Source organism: Pantoea sp. Ep11b (genome assembly GCF_040783975.1).
Classification (GTDB): Bacteria; Pseudomonadota; Gammaproteobacteria; order Enterobacterales; family Enterobacteriaceae; genus Pantoea.
Window position 1 is genome coordinate 327,733 of sequence record NZ_CP160631.1, and the last position, 16,458, is coordinate 344,190.

19 protein-coding genes are annotated in these 16,458 nt (G+C 57.7%); 12 read left to right on the forward strand and 7 right to left on the reverse strand.

Going from position 1 to position 16,458, the window contains the following annotated elements; translation table 11 throughout:
- Positions 1 to 97 precede the first annotated feature (97 nt).
- The 6 genes from AB1748_RS01630 (at position 98) to coaD (ending at position 5,979) form a co-directional block, all read left to right on the forward strand.
- Complete coding sequence (locus AB1748_RS01630) at positions 98 to 1,084, forward strand: glycosyltransferase (protein ID WP_233499017.1); 987 nt, start codon at positions 98 to 100, stop codon at positions 1,082 to 1,084.
- 73 nt (positions 1,085 to 1,157) lie between these two features.
- Positions 1,158 to 2,234 carry a putative lipopolysaccharide heptosyltransferase III gene (rfaQ, locus tag AB1748_RS01635; RefSeq protein ID WP_111142155.1) on the forward strand — a complete coding sequence of 359 codons (1,077 nt, stop codon included), beginning with the start codon at positions 1,158 to 1,160 and terminating at the stop codon, positions 2,232 to 2,234.
- Complete coding sequence (locus tag AB1748_RS01640; protein ID WP_288477685.1) at positions 2,227 to 3,360, forward strand: glycosyltransferase family 4 protein; 1,134 nt, start codon at positions 2,227 to 2,229, stop codon at positions 3,358 to 3,360. The genes rfaQ and AB1748_RS01640 overlap by 8 nt, the downstream gene beginning before the upstream one ends.
- 92 nt (positions 3,361 to 3,452) lie before the next feature.
- Positions 3,453 to 4,727: a lipid IV(A) 3-deoxy-D-manno-octulosonic acid transferase gene (gene waaA / locus AB1748_RS01645; RefSeq protein ID WP_111142157.1), complete on the forward strand. Its 1,275-nt coding sequence runs from the start codon at positions 3,453 to 3,455 to the stop codon at positions 4,725 to 4,727.
- On the forward strand, positions 4,727 to 5,503 hold the full coding sequence (locus AB1748_RS01650; protein ID WP_111142158.1) for a glycosyltransferase family 2 protein: 777 nt from the start codon (positions 4,727 to 4,729) through the stop codon (positions 5,501 to 5,503). The genes waaA and AB1748_RS01650 overlap by 1 nt, the downstream gene beginning before the upstream one ends.
- A complete protein-coding gene (coaD, locus tag AB1748_RS01655) occupies positions 5,500 to 5,979 on the forward strand; it encodes a pantetheine-phosphate adenylyltransferase (protein WP_111142159.1) in 480 nt (159 codons plus the stop codon). Before AB1748_RS01650 ends, coaD begins: the two co-directional genes overlap by 4 nt.
- Here coaD and mutM read toward each other — a convergent pair.
- The 4 genes from mutM to radC form a co-directional block, all read right to left on the reverse strand.
- Positions 5,976 to 6,785 carry a bifunctional DNA-formamidopyrimidine glycosylase/DNA-(apurinic or apyrimidinic site) lyase gene (gene mutM, locus AB1748_RS01660; RefSeq protein WP_293770545.1) on the reverse strand — a complete coding sequence of 270 codons (810 nt, stop codon included), beginning with the start codon at positions 6,783 to 6,785 and terminating at the stop codon, positions 5,976 to 5,978. The genes coaD and mutM overlap by 4 nt on opposite strands.
- Before the next feature lie 69 nt (positions 6,786 to 6,854).
- Positions 6,855 to 7,022: a 50S ribosomal protein L33 gene (gene rpmG / locus AB1748_RS01665; protein WP_001051798.1), complete on the reverse strand. Its 168-nt coding sequence runs from the start codon at positions 7,020 to 7,022 to the stop codon at positions 6,855 to 6,857.
- Positions 7,023 to 7,033: 11 nt separating this feature from the next.
- Positions 7,034 to 7,270, reverse strand: coding sequence for a 50S ribosomal protein L28 (gene rpmB, locus AB1748_RS01670; protein WP_111141478.1), 237 nt, complete (start codon positions 7,268 to 7,270; stop codon positions 7,034 to 7,036).
- A gap of 240 nt (positions 7,271 to 7,510) precedes the next feature.
- A complete protein-coding gene (radC, locus tag AB1748_RS01675) occupies positions 7,511 to 8,167 on the reverse strand; it encodes a DNA repair protein RadC (RefSeq protein ID WP_111141477.1) in 657 nt (218 codons plus the stop codon).
- Positions 8,168 to 8,347: 180 nt separating this feature from the next.
- Between radC and coaBC the strand changes: the two genes are divergently transcribed.
- From coaBC to slmA, 3 genes are all read left to right on the forward strand, one after another.
- Positions 8,348 to 9,568 carry a bifunctional phosphopantothenoylcysteine decarboxylase/phosphopantothenate--cysteine ligase CoaBC gene (coaBC, locus tag AB1748_RS01680; protein ID WP_293770548.1) on the forward strand — a complete coding sequence of 407 codons (1,221 nt, stop codon included), beginning with the start codon at positions 8,348 to 8,350 and terminating at the stop codon, positions 9,566 to 9,568.
- Positions 9,546 to 10,004, forward strand: a complete 459-nt coding sequence (dut, locus tag AB1748_RS01685; protein WP_293770550.1) for a dUTP diphosphatase — start codon at positions 9,546 to 9,548, stop codon at positions 10,002 to 10,004. Before coaBC ends, dut begins: the two co-directional genes overlap by 23 nt.
- Before the next feature lie 119 nt (positions 10,005 to 10,123).
- Positions 10,124 to 10,720, forward strand: coding sequence for a nucleoid occlusion factor SlmA (slmA, locus tag AB1748_RS01690; RefSeq protein WP_313655808.1), 597 nt, complete (start codon positions 10,124 to 10,126; stop codon positions 10,718 to 10,720).
- A gap of 33 nt (positions 10,721 to 10,753) precedes the next feature.
- On the opposite strand, the gene pyrE is transcribed toward slmA, so the two are convergent.
- Together pyrE and rph are read right to left on the reverse strand one after the other, a co-directional pair.
- Entirely contained in the window at positions 10,754 to 11,395 is a 642-nt protein-coding gene (gene pyrE, locus AB1748_RS01695; RefSeq protein ID WP_111141473.1) for an orotate phosphoribosyltransferase, read from the reverse strand.
- Positions 11,396 to 11,444: 49 nt separating this feature from the next.
- On the reverse strand, positions 11,445 to 12,161 hold the full coding sequence (rph, locus tag AB1748_RS01700) for a ribonuclease PH (protein ID WP_111141472.1): 717 nt from the start codon (positions 12,159 to 12,161) through the stop codon (positions 11,445 to 11,447).
- Positions 12,162 to 12,311: 150 nt separating this feature from the next.
- Here rph and AB1748_RS01705 point away from each other — a divergent pair, with 150 nt between their 5' ends.
- Entirely contained in the window at positions 12,312 to 13,496 is a 1,185-nt protein-coding gene (locus AB1748_RS01705; protein WP_111141471.1) for a NupC/NupG family nucleoside CNT transporter, read from the forward strand.
- Between the two features lie 37 nt (positions 13,497 to 13,533).
- Here the strand turns inward: AB1748_RS01705 and AB1748_RS01710 are convergent, their stop codons facing one another.
- Complete coding sequence (locus tag AB1748_RS01710; protein WP_293770553.1) at positions 13,534 to 13,962, reverse strand: DUF3574 domain-containing protein; 429 nt, start codon at positions 13,960 to 13,962, stop codon at positions 13,534 to 13,536.
- Between the two features lie 155 nt (positions 13,963 to 14,117).
- Between AB1748_RS01710 and AB1748_RS01715 the strand changes: the two genes are divergently transcribed.
- Both AB1748_RS01715 and lpxP read left to right on the forward strand, forming a co-directional pair.
- On the forward strand, positions 14,118 to 14,981 hold the full coding sequence (locus AB1748_RS01715) for a YicC/YloC family endoribonuclease (RefSeq protein WP_111141469.1): 864 nt from the start codon (positions 14,118 to 14,120) through the stop codon (positions 14,979 to 14,981).
- Positions 14,982 to 15,404: 423 nt separating this feature from the next.
- Entirely contained in the window at positions 15,405 to 16,328 is a 924-nt protein-coding gene (gene lpxP, locus AB1748_RS01720; RefSeq protein WP_111141256.1) for a kdo(2)-lipid IV(A) palmitoleoyltransferase, read from the forward strand.
- The last annotated feature ends 130 nt before the right edge of the window (positions 16,329 to 16,458 follow it).

Consider the following 16,458-nt stretch of genomic DNA (forward strand, 5'->3'; position numbering starts at 1 on the left):
ATCGCGACACTCCTGTTTTCATTCTGCTGATTTGGACATGATTTATGACGAGGCAACGCCCTTTCGCAGTGAATATCACGCTGGCGCAGAGAGTGTCATGAGTACTTCTCCTCTGCTGAGTATCATTACCCCGATGTATAACGCGGGCAGCATGTTTGATGAGTTCATGCGGTCACTGCTGGCGCAGACACTGACCTCGCTGGAAATTATTATCGTCGACGATGGTTCCACCGACGGCTCAGGCGAACGCGCCGACCACTATGCGCAGCATCACGCTCACATTCGTGTCATTCATCAGGAGAACGGCGGTGTCTCGCGGGCGCGCAATGCGGGACTGGCTATCGCGCGCGGAAAATATGTCACCTTCCCTGACGCCGATGATACCCAGCAGCCCGAGATGTACCAGACGCTGGTGACGATGGCAGAGGCGGACGATCTGGATGCGGCGCAGTGCAACGCCGAGTGGTTTTTCAAACACAGCCAGCGGGTAAAGCCGCTGATCCCGCTGGATCGCCTGCGCAGCACGCCGGTGCTGAGCGGTGCCGCCTGGCTCAACACTGCCCTGAAAACCCATCGCTATATGCATGTGGTCTGGCTGGGCATCTATCGCCGGGCGCTGATTGAGCAGCATCAGTTGCAGTTTGAACCCGGTCTGCATCATCAGGATATTCCCTGGACCACCGAATTTATGCTGCTGGCCAGTCGGGTGCGTTATACCGACGCGGTGCTCTATCGCTACTATATGCACGACGCCTCGATCAGCAATCGCAAACGGACAGGGGCGCGCAACGTTGAATATCAGCGTCACTACCTGAAAATCGCGCGGCTGCTGGAAGAGCTGAATATCCGCTATCGGGACCGCGTAAAAATCTACCCATCGTTTCACTATCAGGTGACCCATGAGGCGCTGAGCGTCTGCCACAGCGTGAGACGGGAACCCGACGAACAGGCCCGCCAGGCCATTATCGCAGATCTCTTTGCCAGCCGGACGCATCTGCGCATGCTGCGCAATGCCCGGGGCATCAAGCAGTGGTATCAGTTACTGCTGTGGCTGGGCCGGCTCTATCGCTGGCGGGCTAAATAACCGCTGAGGCTGGCTTTATCCTAAAAAGCGTTTGCCCTACAATCGGTTCACTGAATTCTGAGAACTCTTGTTTATGGCCAGCCTGACTCCAGCAAACATCTCACCCCAAAATATATTACTGATTAAGCTGCGCCATCATGGTGACATGCTGCTCACCACACCCGCGATTAATGCGCTGCGGGCGCGGTATCCGCAGGCCAGCATCGATGTGCTGCTCTATCAGGAAACCCGCCCGATGCTGGAAGCGCATCCGGCTATCCGCCATTTGCACGTTATCGATCGTAAATGGAAGCAGGAAGGCACCTGGCGCAAGCTGGGCCATGAGCGAGCCCTGATCCGCGCCATTCGTGATGCACAGTATGATCTGGTGATTAATCTGGCCGATCAGTGGCGCGCAGCCCTGATTACCCGGCTTTCCGGGGCGCCCGTTCGCATCGGGTTCGCCTTTAAAAAGCGGGATAACGCCCTGTGGCGATGGTGCCATAACCGCCTGGTGCCCACGCACAATCACAGCAAACTGCACACCGTTGAGCAGAATATGTCGGCGCTGGCGCCCCTGGGCATCAGCAGCGATGGCGCACGCGTGTCGATGCACTACAGCGAGGCAGACCGGCAGATCGTACAGGCCCGCCTGGCGGAACACCGGGTGACCGGCTCCTATATCGTGGTGCAGCCAACCTCGCGCTGGGGCTTCAAATGCTGGGAAGAAGAGAGCGTGGCCGCCACGATCGAACAACTGGCGCAGCCCGGCCGTAAGGTCGTGCTGACCGCCGGACCGGACAAGCAGGAGCTGGCCATGATTAACCGCATCCGGGCGCTCTGTGCGTCGCCGGACGTGGTGTCGCTGGCCGGCCAGTTCACGCTGCCGCAGCTGGCCGCGCTGATTGAGCACGCCCGGCTGTTTATTGGTGTCGACTCCGCTCCGATGCACATGGCCGCCGCGCTGAAAACGCCCTGCATTGCGTTGTTTGGCCCGACCAAACTGCAGCACTGGCGGCCCTGGGGCGACAACAATCACGTCATCTGGGCGGGCGATTATGGCCCGCTGCCCTCACCCGATTCTATCGACACCCGCACTGACCAGCGCTATCTGTCGGCGATCCCGGTGAAGGATGTGGTCGCGGCCGCAAGGAGTTACCTGAATGAGTAAGTTACGGCTGGCGATCGTCCGGCAGAAATACCGGCCGGATGGCGGCGCCGAGCGGTTTATCTCACGCGCGCTGGAGGCGCTGGGTAGCGAACAGCTCGACCTCAACATCATTACCCGCAGCTGGCAGGGCACGCCAAACCCTGACTGGCATCTGCATATCTGCAACCCGGCAAAGCTGGGCCGCATCTCCCGAGAACGCGGTTTTGCCCGCGCGGCCCGCGCCTGCTGGGAGCGGGAGCAGTTCGATATTGTGCAGAGCCATGAGCGCATCGCGGGCTGTGACATTTTCCGCGCCGGGGATGGCGTTCATCGCGTCTGGCTGGAACAGCGCGCCCGCATCGTCTCGCCCTGGCAGCGGCTGAGTGCGGCACTCAGTCCCTATCACCGCTACGTTCTGCAGGCGGAAGCGGAGATGTTTAACTCGCCGACGCTGAAAGCGGTGATCTGCAATTCGGAGATGGTGAAGCGCGATATCCTGCGCTGTTTCTCGCTTGATGCCGGCAGGATCCATGTGATTCACAACGCCATCGACGCCAGCCGTTTTCAGCCCGCTACGGAAGCGGCGCGTCAGGCGAGCCGCCAGCAGCTGGCGCTGCCCGCTGACGCCACCGTACTGATTTATGTCGGCTCCGGCTTTGAACGTAAAGGGCTGAAAGCGGCGATTCAGGCGCTGGCCGCCAGCGATCGCTATCTGATTGTGGTGGGTCAGGACAAGCAACAGTCACGCTATCAGCAGCTGGCCAGGCAGCTGAACTGCCTGGATCGGCTGCGCTTTGTCGGCGTCCGGCAGGATGTGCAGCCGTTTTATCACGCAGCGGATGGCCTGCTGCTGCCCACGCTCTACGATCCTTTCCCGAATGTGGTGCTGGAGGCGATGGCCTGCGGCTTGCCGGTCATTACCAGCACCGGCTGCGGTGGCGCCGAATTCATTACCGCCGGTCAGGAAGGCTTCGTCTGTGATGCGTTGGATATCAACGGGTTAAATCAGGCGGTGAACGCCATACCGGCACTTTCCCGCGATTCACGCATGGGCGACGCCGCACGGCGCAAAATTGAACCTTACGGCCCGTCGCGACTGGCGCAGGCGCTGACGTCGCTTTATCAGCAGGTACTGAGCGGCAACTGACAATCCGGGATGAGTGCATGCAGGGTTTCTGATAACATGCCGCCATCCGATTTTAATCTTTTTTCAGACGCGAACCTGCTGTAACGGTAACTATGACGACCATTTACACCGCACTGCTCTACTTAATTCAGCCACTGATCTGGCTGCGCCTGTGGCTGCGCGGTCGTAAAGCGCCGGCCTATCGCAAACGCTGGGCAGAACGCTATGGCTATTGCACCGGCAAAGTCGCGCCCGACGGCATCGTGCTGCACTCGGTCTCTGTGGGGGAAACCCTGGCCGCGATTCCGCTGGTGCGCGCGCTGCGTCATCGTTATCCGACCCTGCCGATTACCGTCACCACCATGACGCCGACCGGCTCCGAGCGGGCACAATCCGCGTTTGGCAAAGATGTTCACCATGTTTATCTGCCCTACGATCTGCCGGGGTCGATCAATCGTTTTCTGGATACGGTCAACCCCAGGCTGGTGATCATCATGGAAACCGAGCTGTGGCCGAACATCATCCGCATACTGCACCAGCGTAATATTCCGCTGGTGATCGCCAACGCCCGCCTCTCCGCCCGCTCGGCCAAAGGCTATCGCAAACTGGGCAAATTTATGCGCCGGCTGCTGCAGAGCATCACGCTGATCGCCGCACAGAACGCCGAAGATGGCGACCGCTTCCTGGGGCTGGGGCTGAAACGGTCCCAGCTGGCGATTACCGGCAGCCTGAAGTTTGATATTTCCGTCACGCCAGAGCTGGCCGCCCGCGCCGTAACGCTGCGCCGTCAGTGGGCGCCGCGCCGTCCGGTCTGGATTGCCACCAGCACGCACGAAGGCGAAGAAGCCATCGTGCTGGATGCGCATCGTCGCCTGCTGCAGACCTTCCCGGATCTGCTGCTGATCCTGGTTCCCCGTCATCCTGAGCGCTTTAACGATGCACGCGAACTGACGCAGGAACGTGGCTTCAGTTTTATCCTGCGCAGCAGCGGCGAGATCCCGTCCGGTGCGACCCAGGTGGTTATCGGCGACTCGATGGGTGAACTGATGCTGCTGTACGGCATTGCAGATCTGGCCTTTGTCGGCGGCAGCCTGGTCGAACGGGGCGGCCACAACCCGCTGGAACCGGCCGCACATGCCCTTCCGGTGCTGATGGGCCCGCACATCTGGAACTTCAAAGACATCTGCGGCAAGCTGCAGGAGGGCCAGGGGCTGATCACCGTTACCGACGTGGTGTCGCTGGAAAAAGAGGTCACTAATCTGTTGCAGGATGACGATTATCGCCGCTATTACGGACGTCACGCGGTAGAGGTGCTGCATCAGAATCAGGGCGCGCTTCAGCGCCTGCTACAGTTACTCGAACCCCATCTGCCACCGCGAGCCCACTAATGTCCGTACGCCAGCGTCTCTCCGTGGTGATGATCACCAAAAATGAAGCCGGGCTGCTGCCTGATTGCCTGGCCTCGGTCAGCTGGGCCGATGAAATTATCGTGCTGGACTCCGGCAGTGATGACGGCAGCACTGATATCGCGGCCCGGGCAGGCGCACAGGTCTACCGGAATGATGACTGGCAGGGCTACGGCATCCAGCGCCAGCGCGCGCAGCACTATGCCACCGGCGATATGATTCTGATGATCGATGCGGATGAGCGCGTCTCACCGGAACTGCGTGCTGCGATTGAGCAGGTGCTGGCTGCGCCGCCCGGCCGGACGATTTACAGCCTGGGCCGCAGCAATCTGTTTCTCGGACGCTTTATGCGGCACAGCGGCTGGTATCCTGACCGCGTGCTGCGGCTCTATCCGCGTACCTTCCGCTACAATGACAATCTGGTGCATGAATCGCTGCAGAGCGAGGGCGCACCGGTCGTGGCGTTGCCCGGTGACCTGCAGCATCTGACCTGCCGCGATCTGGTCGCTTTCCAGCGCAAGCAGCTGGCCTATGCCGAAGCCTGGGCAACGGAACGCCATCAGCGCGGTAAAGGATGCAGCCTCTTTTCCGTGTTCAGCCATACGCTGGGTGCCTTTGTGAAAACGCTGGTATTACGTGCCGGTTTTCTCGACGGAAAGCAGGGCTGGATTCTGGCGGTGGTTAATGCGCAGTATACCTTCAATAAATATTCAGCCCTCTGGGCGCTGAATCATGCTTCGGCAAAAGGGCGAGTATGACCACAAAAGCCATCTATCCCGGTACCTTTGATCCCGTTACGCTCGGGCACCTCGATATCGTGACGCGCGCCGCGCTGATGTTTGATCAGGTGATTCTGGCCGTTGCTGCCAGTCCCGGTAAAAAACCGATGTTCAGTCTGGATGAGCGCGTGGCGCTGGCCAGCGAGGTCGTGCGTCATCTGCCCAACGTCAATGTCGTCGGCTTCAGCGATCTGATGGCGAATTTTGCCCGTGAACAGCAGGCTAATGTGCTGGTGCGGGGGCTGCGTGCGGTGTCAGACTTTGAATATGAAATGCAGCTGGCGCAGATGAATCGTCATCTGCTGCCGACGCTGGAGAGTGTTTTCCTGATGCCGTCCGAAGGCTTCTCGTTTGTCTCATCGTCGCTGGTCAAAGAGGTGGCACGTCACGGCGGCGATGTCACCGCCTTCCTGCCCGCCTCTGTCCATCAGGCCCTGCTGGCTAAACTGGCTTAATGCTGACAGCGGGGGCACCAGTAAGTGCTGCGCTGCCCGTGCCTGCCGCTGATAATGGGTGTGCCACAGACGCGGCAGGGTTCACCGGCCCGATCATAGACCTGCAGCTGCTGCGCAAAATAGCCCGGCTTGCCATCGCTCTGTAAGAAGTCACGCAGCGTGGTGCCGCCCTGTTCGATGGAGCGTAACAGCACCGCTTTAATGGTATTGACCAGCAACTCCGCTTCGGCCTGCGACAGGCTGCCGGCGGCACGATCGGGAAGGATCCCGGCGGTAAACAGCGACTCGCTGGCGTAAATGTTGCCCACGCCCACCACCACTTTGTTGTCCATCAGCCACGGCTTGATCAGCGTTCGCTTGCCGCGCGACTTCTCAAACAGGTAATTCCCGTCAAACTGGCTGCTCAGTGGCTCAGGGCCGAGATGTGCCAGCACGCTGCTGCCCGCCAGATCGCTGCTCCAGAGCCAGGCCCCGAAGCGGCGCGGATCGGTGTAGCGCAGCACTTTGCCGTTGCTCATAACCAGATCAACATGGTCATGCTTTGCGGCAGGCAACTCTTCAGACAGCACGCGCAGGCTGCCTGACATGCCAAGGTGGATGATAATCCAGCCATGCGGCAGCTCCAGCAGCAGATATTTTGCGCGGCGCTGCACGCTGAGCACCGGCTGATCGCTCAGCGCCAGAATTTCCTGCGAAACAGGCCAGCGCAGACGTGAATTACGCACCACGGCGTGAAGGATAGTTTCACCGACCAAATGCGGCTCGATACCGCGGCGGCTGGTTTCAACCTCTGGCAACTCTGGCATATCCTCTCCTCAGCGTTTTACACAAACAAAAAACCCGGCCGGAGCCGGGTTTTTAGCAGAACACTAAAATTACTTAATTTTAGCTTCTTTGTAGATCACATGCTGACGTACAACCGGATCGAACTTTTTCAGTTCCAGCTTCTCTGGTTTAGTACGCTTGTTCTTCGTGGTGGTATAGAAGTGACCTGTACCAGCAGAGGAAACCAGCTTGATCTTCTCACGAATACCTTTAGCCATGATTCAGTTCCTTAGTACTTCTCACCACGGGCACGCATGTCGGCTAATACCGTATCAATGCCCTTTTTATCAATAATACGCATACCTTTAACAGATACACGCAGACTAACGAAGCGCTTCTCGCTCTCAACCCAAAAACGGTGTGAGTGCAGGTTCGGAAGGAAACGGCGTTTCGTCGCGTTCATTGCGTGGGAACGGTTGTTACCGGTCACCGGACGCTTTCCAGTTACCTGGCAGACTCGTGACATGTCTATTCTCCAAAAATCAAATCAGCTCGAGCTTTAAAAATTAGGTTTTGGCCGCCTCGTCAGGCTTGCAGCCCGCCAGGCGAGTTCCATGGAACCCGCTAAGCTGGCCTAACCGCCAAACCCGAGATTCTCAAAGGTGGCGTAGTATACGCCGCTCAGCCCAAGTGCTCAAGTCCCGAACAGATAAAGATCCCGAATGATCGGGCAAAAAGCCGCCACCTGGCGCGAAAATTCCCGCTATCAGAGCCATCCGCGCTCGGCGAAAGAGACATATTCGCCATGACCTATCACCAGATGATCCAGCAGACGGATATCAAGGAGCTGACAGGCTTCGCTGATTTTATGGGTCACCTCACGGTCTGCCCGGCTCGGTTCGGCTACGCCCGACGGATGATTATGCGCCAGGATCAGGGCGGCGGCATTAAGCTTCAGGGCTTCGCGGACGATCTCGCGCGGGTGAACTTCGACGCTGTTGATGGAGCCCGAGAACATATTCTGTGCCCGCAGCACCCGGTGCTGATTATCCAGGAACAGCGTCATAAAGATCTCGCGTTCCTGATCGGCTAACAAACTTTGCAGGTACTGCCGCGTAATCTGCGGATTTTCCATCACGCTTTCACGGGCAAGTTTGCTGGCGAAGAAGCGCTTCGCCAGTTCGGCGATCGCATGCAGCTGCGCCAGTTTGGCATCGCCGACACCTTTAATGCCGCTGAAGGCCGTTTTGCCTGACGTCATAAGCTGATAAAGCGAGCCAAAATCCTGCAACATCTGGTCAGCCAGCGCAATGACGTTCTGCCCTGGCGATCCGGTACGGAGAAAAATAGCCAGGAGTTCGGTATCGCTGAGCGAATGCGCGCCCAGCTTCTGAAGTTTTTCCCGTGGTCCGCTTATTTTCATATCTGCTCTCCCTGAGATACGCATCATCATGACCCATCCGAATGCGAACCGCTATGCGTGGCGATACGATCTACGAGGCGGCTCGCAAACGCAGCCTGTGAAAAGGCGTATCCGCGCTTTTGTGATAAAGTCCGTGCATTCGCCGCCACGAGCGGCTGAGAGCTTAGTGAGGCCAACATCATGATGGGATTAGCCGGCAAAAAAATTCTTCTTGGCGTCAGCGGCGGGATCGCTGCTTACAAAGCACCTGAACTGGTGCGCCGTCTGCGCGACCGCGGCGCGGATGTTCGCGTGATGATGACAGAGGGCGCGAAAGCCTTTATTACGCCGCTCAGCCTGCAGGCCGTGTCCGGCTATCCGGTCTTTGACGATCTGCTTGATCCTGCTGCGGAAGCGGCGATGGGTCATATCGAACTGGCCAAATGGGCCGACCTGATTGTGCTGGCACCAGCCACTGCCGATCTGATTGCCCGGGTCACTGCCGGTATGGCAAACGACCTGGTGACGACTGCCGTCCTGGCGACGGCCTCCCCCGTCGCGGTGGTGCCTGCGATGAATCAGCAGATGTATCGTGCGGCGGTTACACAGCAGAATCTGCAGAGTCTTGCGGTGCGCGGCGTGCTGATCTGGGGACCGGACAGCGGCAGCCAGGCCTGCGGCGACGTCGGGCCGGGCCGGATGCTTGATCCGCTGGCGATTGTTGACCATGCGGTGCAGTGGGCCGCACCCGTCAACGATCTGCAACATCTCAACATTATGATCACCGCCGGTCCGACCCGCGAGGCGCTGGATCCGGTGCGCTACATCAGCAATCACAGCTCAGGCAAAATGGGCTTTGCGATAGCCGCCGCCGCCGCCAGACGCGGCGCGCAGGTGACGCTGGTCAGCGGCCCGGTTACCCTGCCTGCGCCAGCGGGCGTGCGCCGCATTGATGTCACCAGCGCGCTGGAGATGCAGGCCGCCGTGATGGGCGAGATAGACAAACAACATATTTTCATTGCAAGCGCAGCCGTGGCAGACTACCGGGCGGCCGATATAGCGACCGATAAAATCAAGAAACAGGGCGGCGATGATACCGTCACGCTGAACCTGATAAAGAATCCCGATATTGTTGCCGGCGTCGCCGCCCTTCAGGAAAAGCGGCCATTCGTTGTCGGATTTGCGGCTGAAACACAGAATGTGGAAGAATACGCCCGGCAAAAACGGGTGCGCAAGAATCTGGATCTGATCTGCGCTAACGACGTCGCTAAAACCGGACAGGGGTTTAATAGCGATACCAATGCTCTTCACCTTTTTTGGCAGGATGGAGAAAAACGCTTACCGCTCAGCGATAAGTCGCTCCTTGGCCAACAATTAATAGACGAGATTGTCAGCCGTTATGATGAAAAAAATAGACGTTAAAATCCTGGATCCGCGTGTCGGCAAAGCGTTTCCCCTGCCGACCTACGCCACCTCAGGTTCTGCCGGGTTAGATTTACGCGCATGCATTGATGAGGTTCTCACTATCGCGCCAGGCACCACGACGCTGGTGCCGACCGGCCTGGCGATTCATATCGCCGATCCTGAACTGGCTGCGGTGATCCTGCCGCGCTCAGGTCTGGGCCACAAACATGGGATTGTGCTAGGCAATCTGGTGGGCCTGATCGACTCCGATTATCAGGGACAGCTGATGGTCTCGGTCTGGAATCGCGGTCAGGAGAGCTTCTCGCTGCAGCCTGGCGACCGCATGGCACAACTGGTCTTCGTGCCCGTGGTGCAGGCGGAATTTAACCTGGTAGACGATTTCGACGCCAGCCTGCGCGGTGAAGGCGGCTTTGGCCACTCAGGTCGCCAGTAACCCGCAATACCGACTTTCACTTACGCCCGTTATTTTTCCTCATCGCCATGGGACGCGTTCCTGTGGCAGATGCGTAGGTGTTGCCTGTTTTTAGGTAAATTTCAGGGGTTTTTAAGGTCATGGCAGAAAAAAAAGTCGCGAAACGGAATCGTCGCGAAGAGATTTTGCAGGCACTGGCGCAGATGCTGGAGTCCGGTGATGGCAGTCAGCGCATTACCACCGCTAAACTGGCGGCTACGGTAGGCGTATCCGAAGCGGCGCTCTATCGTCACTTCCCCAGCAAGACCCGGATGTTCGATAGCCTGATTGAGTTTATTGAAGACAGTCTGATTACCCGCATCAATCTGATCCTCAAGGATGAAAAAGAGACCATGACGCGCCTGCGTCTGATCGTCCAGTTGATACTGGGATTTGGTGAGCGTAATCCAGGACTGACCCGCATTCTGACCGGCCATGCGCTGATGTTTGAGCAGGACCGCCTGCAGGGCCGCATCAATCAGCTGTTTGAGCGCATTGAAGTGCAGCTTCGGCAGGTCATGCGTGAACGGAAGATGCGTGAAGGTGAAGCTTTTCAGGCTGATGAGGCGCTGCTGGCCAGTCAGCTGCTGGCTTTCTGTGAAGGTTTACTGTCGCGCTATGTCCGTTCTGAGTTTCGCTTCAGCCCTACCGCAGACTTTGAGGCACGCTGGCCGCTGATCGCCGTTCAGCTGGCCTGAGAGTAAAAAAGGCGGGCATCGCGCCCGCCTCGATTAAATCCCGTACGCCTTCTGATAAGCCCGCACCTGCGCCAGGTGATCGGCCATCTCCGGCTTCTCTTCCAGCCAGGTAATCAGATCGGCCAGCGTGATAATCGCGGTCACTTTGCAGCCGTAATCGCGTTCCACTTCCTGAATCGCCGACATCTCTCCGCGTCCGCGCTCCTGACGATCCAGCGACACCAGCACACCAGCCAGCGTGGCGTTGTGCGCGCCGATAATGTCCATCGACTCACGGATCGCCGTACCGGCGGTGATGACGTCATCCACCAGCATCACTTTGCCCTGCAGCGGGCTGCCCACCAGCAGACCGCCTTCGCCGTGATCTTTGGCTTCTTTGCGGTTGAAGCAGTAAGGCACGTCGCGGTCATGATGATCCGCCAGCGCCACCGCCGTGGTGGTCGCAATCGGAATGCCTTTGTAAGCCGGACCGAACAGCAGATCGAAATCGACCGCGCCATCGACCAGCGCCTGCGCGTAGAAGCGTCCCAGCAGCGCTAAATCCCGCCCGCTGTTAAACAGACCGGCATTAAAGAAATAGGGGCTTTTACGCCCGGACTTCAAAGTGAACTCACCGAACTTCAGCACCTGCTTGTTCAGGGCGAATTCAATAAACTGACGCTGCCAGGCTTTCATTTCTCACTCCTCAAATAAAGAAAAGGCGACTCTGTGGTCGCCTGTTACATCAATTTTCCAGCGCCGCTTTCTGCGCCTGAATCAACTCTTCAATGCCGCCGCGCGCCAGTGCCAGCAGCGTCAGCAGTTCGTCGTGGCTGAAGGGTTCACCTTCTGCGGTGCCCTGCACCTCGATCATGCGGCCATCTTCCATCATCACAACGTTCATGTCGGTTTCAGCGGCAGAATCTTCAACGTATTCCAGATCGCACAGAGCTTCGCCCCTGACGATGCCCACGGAAATGGCCGCAACCATCCCCTTCATCGGGTTCGCTTTCAGCTTGCCGCTGGCAACCAGCTTATTCAGCGCATCGGCCAGCGCCACACAGGCACCGGTGATGGAGGCGGTGCGGGTGCCGCCATCGGCCTGGATCACGTCGCAGTCGAGCGTAATGGTGAACTCACCCAGCGCCTTCAGATCGACGGCGGCGCGCAGTGAACGGGCGATCAGACGCTGGATCTCCAGCGTGCGGCCACCCTGCTTACCTTTTGCCGCTTCACGCGCCATACGGCTGTGGGTCGAGCGCGGCAGCATGCCATATTCGGCCGTGACCCAACCCTGGCCCTGGCCTTTCAGGAAACGCGGAACCCCTTCGTCTACGGAGGCAGTGCAAAGCACTTTCGTTTCGCCGAACTCCACCAGAACGGAACCCTCTGCGTGTTTGGTGTAATTGCGGGTCAATGTGACTGGACGCACCTGTTGTGCGCTACGGCCTGCTGGACGCATGGGTAATCTCCGGCTTGCTAATGATTGGCTGCGCATTATACGGACTTCCTTGCCCGCTGTCTCTTGCGCCGGTCCGGAGCAGCCATCAGATGAAATTCCCCGCCAGCTGTGGCTAAATGCGCGTTCCTTTCTCTCTGATAAAAAACACATATGGCCGCCATTCTTCATTTTCTGCTGGCGCTGGTGGTGATTTTCGCCCTTGCGCTGCTGGTCAGTCATGACCGTAAACAGATTCGCCTGCGCTTTATTATTCAACTGATTGTGGTGGAAGCCGTCCTGGGCTGGTTCTTCCTCCACTCCGCCGGGGGTCTGGCGCTGGTCGGCTCATTCGCCGGTTTCTTTGAAACGCTGCTGGGCTTTGCCGCACAGGGCACTGAGTTTGTGTTTGGCGGCATGAGCAAACAGGGGCTGGCCTTTATTTTCCTCGGCGTGCTCTGCCCGATTGTCTTTATTTCGGCGCTGATCGGTATCCTGCAGCACTGGCGTATCCTGCCACTGCTGATCCGTCTTTTCGGGACCCTGCTGTCGAAAATTAACGGCATGGGCAGGCTGGAGTCGTTTAACGCCGTCAGTACGCTGATTCTGGGTCAGTCAGAGAACTTCATCGCCTACAAAGGGATTCTGGGTGACATTCCGCCACGCCGCCTCTACACCATGGCGGCCACCGCGATGTCGACCGTGTCGCTGTCGATTGTCGGTGCGTATATGTCGATGATTGAACCGAAATATGTGGTTGCGGCGCTGCTGCTTAACATGTTCAGCACCTTTATTATCCTGTCGATCATCAACCCGATGACCCGCCAGGATGAGCAGCCTATCGCGCTGGAAAAACTGCATGAAGATCAGAGTTTCTTTGAGATGCTGGGTGAGTACATCCTGGCCGGTTTCAAAGTGGCGATGATCATTCTGGCTATGCTGATTGGTTTTATTGCCCTGATCGCCGCCGTTAACGCGCTGTTCGCCGCCCTGTTCGGCTACAGTTTCCAGCAGCTGCTCGGCTACCTGTTCTATCCACTGGCCTGGCTGGTTGGGATCCCTAAAGCCGATGCCCTGCAGGCGGCCAGCATTATGGCGACCAAGCTGGTGGCCAATGAGTTTGTGGCGATGATTGAGCTGCAGAAAGTGGCGGCAGGCATGAGCGCGCGCGGGCTGGGCATCCTGTCGGTCTTCCTGGTCTCCTTTGCTAACTTTGCCTCCATCGGCATCGTTGCGGGCGCCATCAAAGGCCTGAATGAGAAACAGGGCAATGTGGTGTCCCGTTTTGGCTGGAAGCTGGTGTATGGCTCTACGCTGGTCAGCCTGCTCTCTGCCGCGTTTGCCGGTCTGTTTATCTGACCACTCAACGGGCGGCGACGCTGCCGCCCTTTTCCCCTCAGAAACTGACACACACGGGCGCATCGACCCGCATCACCGACTCCTGACCAAACCGTTTCTTATAGAGGCTGCGTATTGCCTCGATAGCCTGGCTGGTGGCAGGATCGATCCCGTGGATAAGCATTAACGCTTTGCTGTTTTCGCGTGCCAGCTGGCCGTTTTCGCCCAGCCACTGCCCTCTGGCGTCATAGACCGACAGCCCCGATCTGAAGCGCGGCGTGACCTCGTTATCGACAAAGTTCATCCAGTCGAGCGAACTTACCCTGCCACCATCCGGTTTACTCAGTCCAAACCACAGCGTGGTCTGCATCATCATGTCGCCTCCCGCACAGATAGGTTGCGGTTTCGTAGGCGACGAGTGGTGGCGCGCCTGGCAGCCCGCCAGCAACAGAGCCATCACAACAGGAAGGGCAATAACGCGAGACATAGATCAGTTATCCTCACAAGGGGTCAGCGGTCATCATAAGTGGCTGCCGCGGAAAGCGGAAATGGTTCGTTATTTTCCTGTGAGGCGCTTATGCCTGTTATGCCGTGGCTCGCCTCGCTATACTTCACCTATCTTTCCGCAAATGAGTACCGCTTATGATCCGCAGTATGACCGCTTATGCCCGCAGCGAAGCCAAAGGCGAATGGGGCAGCGCCGCCTGGGAGCTGCGCTCTGTTAACCAGCGTTATCTGGAAACCTATATCCGTCTGCCGGAACAGTTTCGCGGGCTGGAACCGGTTATCCGTGAGCGCATACGTCAGCGCCTGACGCGCGGTAAAATCGAGTGCAACCTGCGCTATGACGCCGATCCCAGCGCGCAGGGCGAACTGATGCTGAACGAGACTCTGGCTAAACAGCTGGTGCAGGCGGCCAACTGGGTGAAAATGCAGAGCGACGAAGGCGCCATCAATCCGCTGGATATTCTGCGCTGGCCGGGTGTGATGTCCGCGCAGGAGCAGGATCTGGACGCCATCAATACGCAGCTGCTGCAGGCGCTGGATAACGCGCTGAATGATTTCATTGCGGCGCGCGAAAGCGAAGGCAGCGCACTGAAAGCGATGATCGAGCAGCGTCTGGAAGGCGTGTCGCAGGAAGTCAGCAAAGTGCGTGCGCAGATGCCTGACGTGATCAAATGGCAGCGTGAGCGCCTGGTCACCAGACTGGAAGAGGCGGACGTTCAGCTGGAAAACAATCGCCTTGAGCAGGAACTGGTGATGATGGCGCAGCGTGTTGACGTCGCCGAAGAGCTGGATCGTCTGGACGCGCATGTGAAAGAGACCTACAACATCCTGAAGAAGAAAGAGGCCGTTGGCCGTCGTCTCGACTTCATGATGCAGGAGTTCAATCGCGAGTCGAACACCCTGGCCTCGAAATCGATCAACGCCGATATCACTGCCTCAGCGATCGAACTGAAAGTGCTGATTGAGCAGATGCGCGAGCAGATTCAGAATATCGAGTAACTCCCTGCCTCACGTCCTGAACGAAGCGTCAGCAATGACGCTTCGTTCATCGCTCCCGCATCGGCTTTTAACATTCATTCGCAAATCGCAGCCCGCCCACGCCTGACGGGCCGCATTTTTACGTAAAGATAGATAAATAATCATTTCCGGACTCTTCCTGGCGTCTCATCTGACACGCTTTATCTTCCGGATAATCCTGCTTCAATCTGCTGAAATTTATCTGCTTTTTCTGGTCTGCATCCTTGTGATGCCTTCTGGCGACATCGCTCCATGAAACTGGTCAATCCTGTAGATTCCAGAGTTTCCCTTTCTTTGAAGGCACTTTTTGATAAAGTGCCGGTCGAAATCAGTACAGCTGTACCGCCTGGAGACTATGGAAGTGCTCTTTATGCGTTACGTCCATTTCTCTCATGAAGGTAGTTAATGAAAAACACCGGAAAATTTAGCAGTTCGCTGCTGCATCCGCGTTACTGGTTTACCTGGTTTGGCCTGAGCGTGCTCTGGCTTCTGGTCCAGCTTCCCTATCCTGTTCTTATGCGTCTCGGTGCCGGGGCGGGTAAGATCTCCCGTCATTTTATGCAGCGCCGCGAACGTATCACCCGTCGCAACATTGAACTCTGTTTTCCCGGTATCAGCGAAGAGAAAACGGAAGCGATGATTGCCGGTAACTTTGCGTCGTTAGGCATGGCGCTGGCTGAAACCGGTATCGCCTGGTTCTGGTCTGACCGTGCGGTCAGGCGTCTGTTTAACGTTACCGGCATGGACAATCTCTATGCGGCGCAGAACGAAAAACGCGGCGTGATGCTGATTGGTGTGCATTTTATGTCGCTGGAGCTGGGCGGGCGCATCAGCGGCCTCTGCCAGCCCATGATGGCAATGTATCGTCCGCACAACAATCAGGCGATGGAGTACGTGCAGACCAAGGGCCGGATGCGGTCGAACAAAGCGATGATCGACCGTCGCGACCTGCGCGGCATGGTCAATGCGCTGAAGCAGGGCGAGTCGGTCTGGTTTGCGCCGGACCAGGATTACGGCCCGAAAGGCAGCACCTTTGCGCCGCTGTTTGCAGTGGAGAAAGCCGCTACCACCAACGGAACATTTGTCCTGTCGCGCCTGGCGAAGCCTGCGATGGTGCCGATTATGCTGATCCGCAATCCGGACAATCATGGCTACCACCTGATCATCGAAGCGATGCTGGAAAATTACCCTCATACTGATGAGGTCGCAGCGGCAGCTTATATGAATAAGGTGATTGAAAATCAGATCCTGCGCGCGCCCGAACAGTATCTCTGGCTGCATCGCCGTTTCAAAACCCGGCCACCGGGTGAACAATCGCTCTACGTCTGAGTGAACGCATAAAGCAGGCCCCGCGCCTGCTTTTTTGTTTTTGTCCGCCGCCCTTTCCTCCGGCCACCCTTTTTTTCTGTTGGTATCGCCACTCGTGAACGCTTCGCTTCTCTGCCCGTTACCCGGCTGG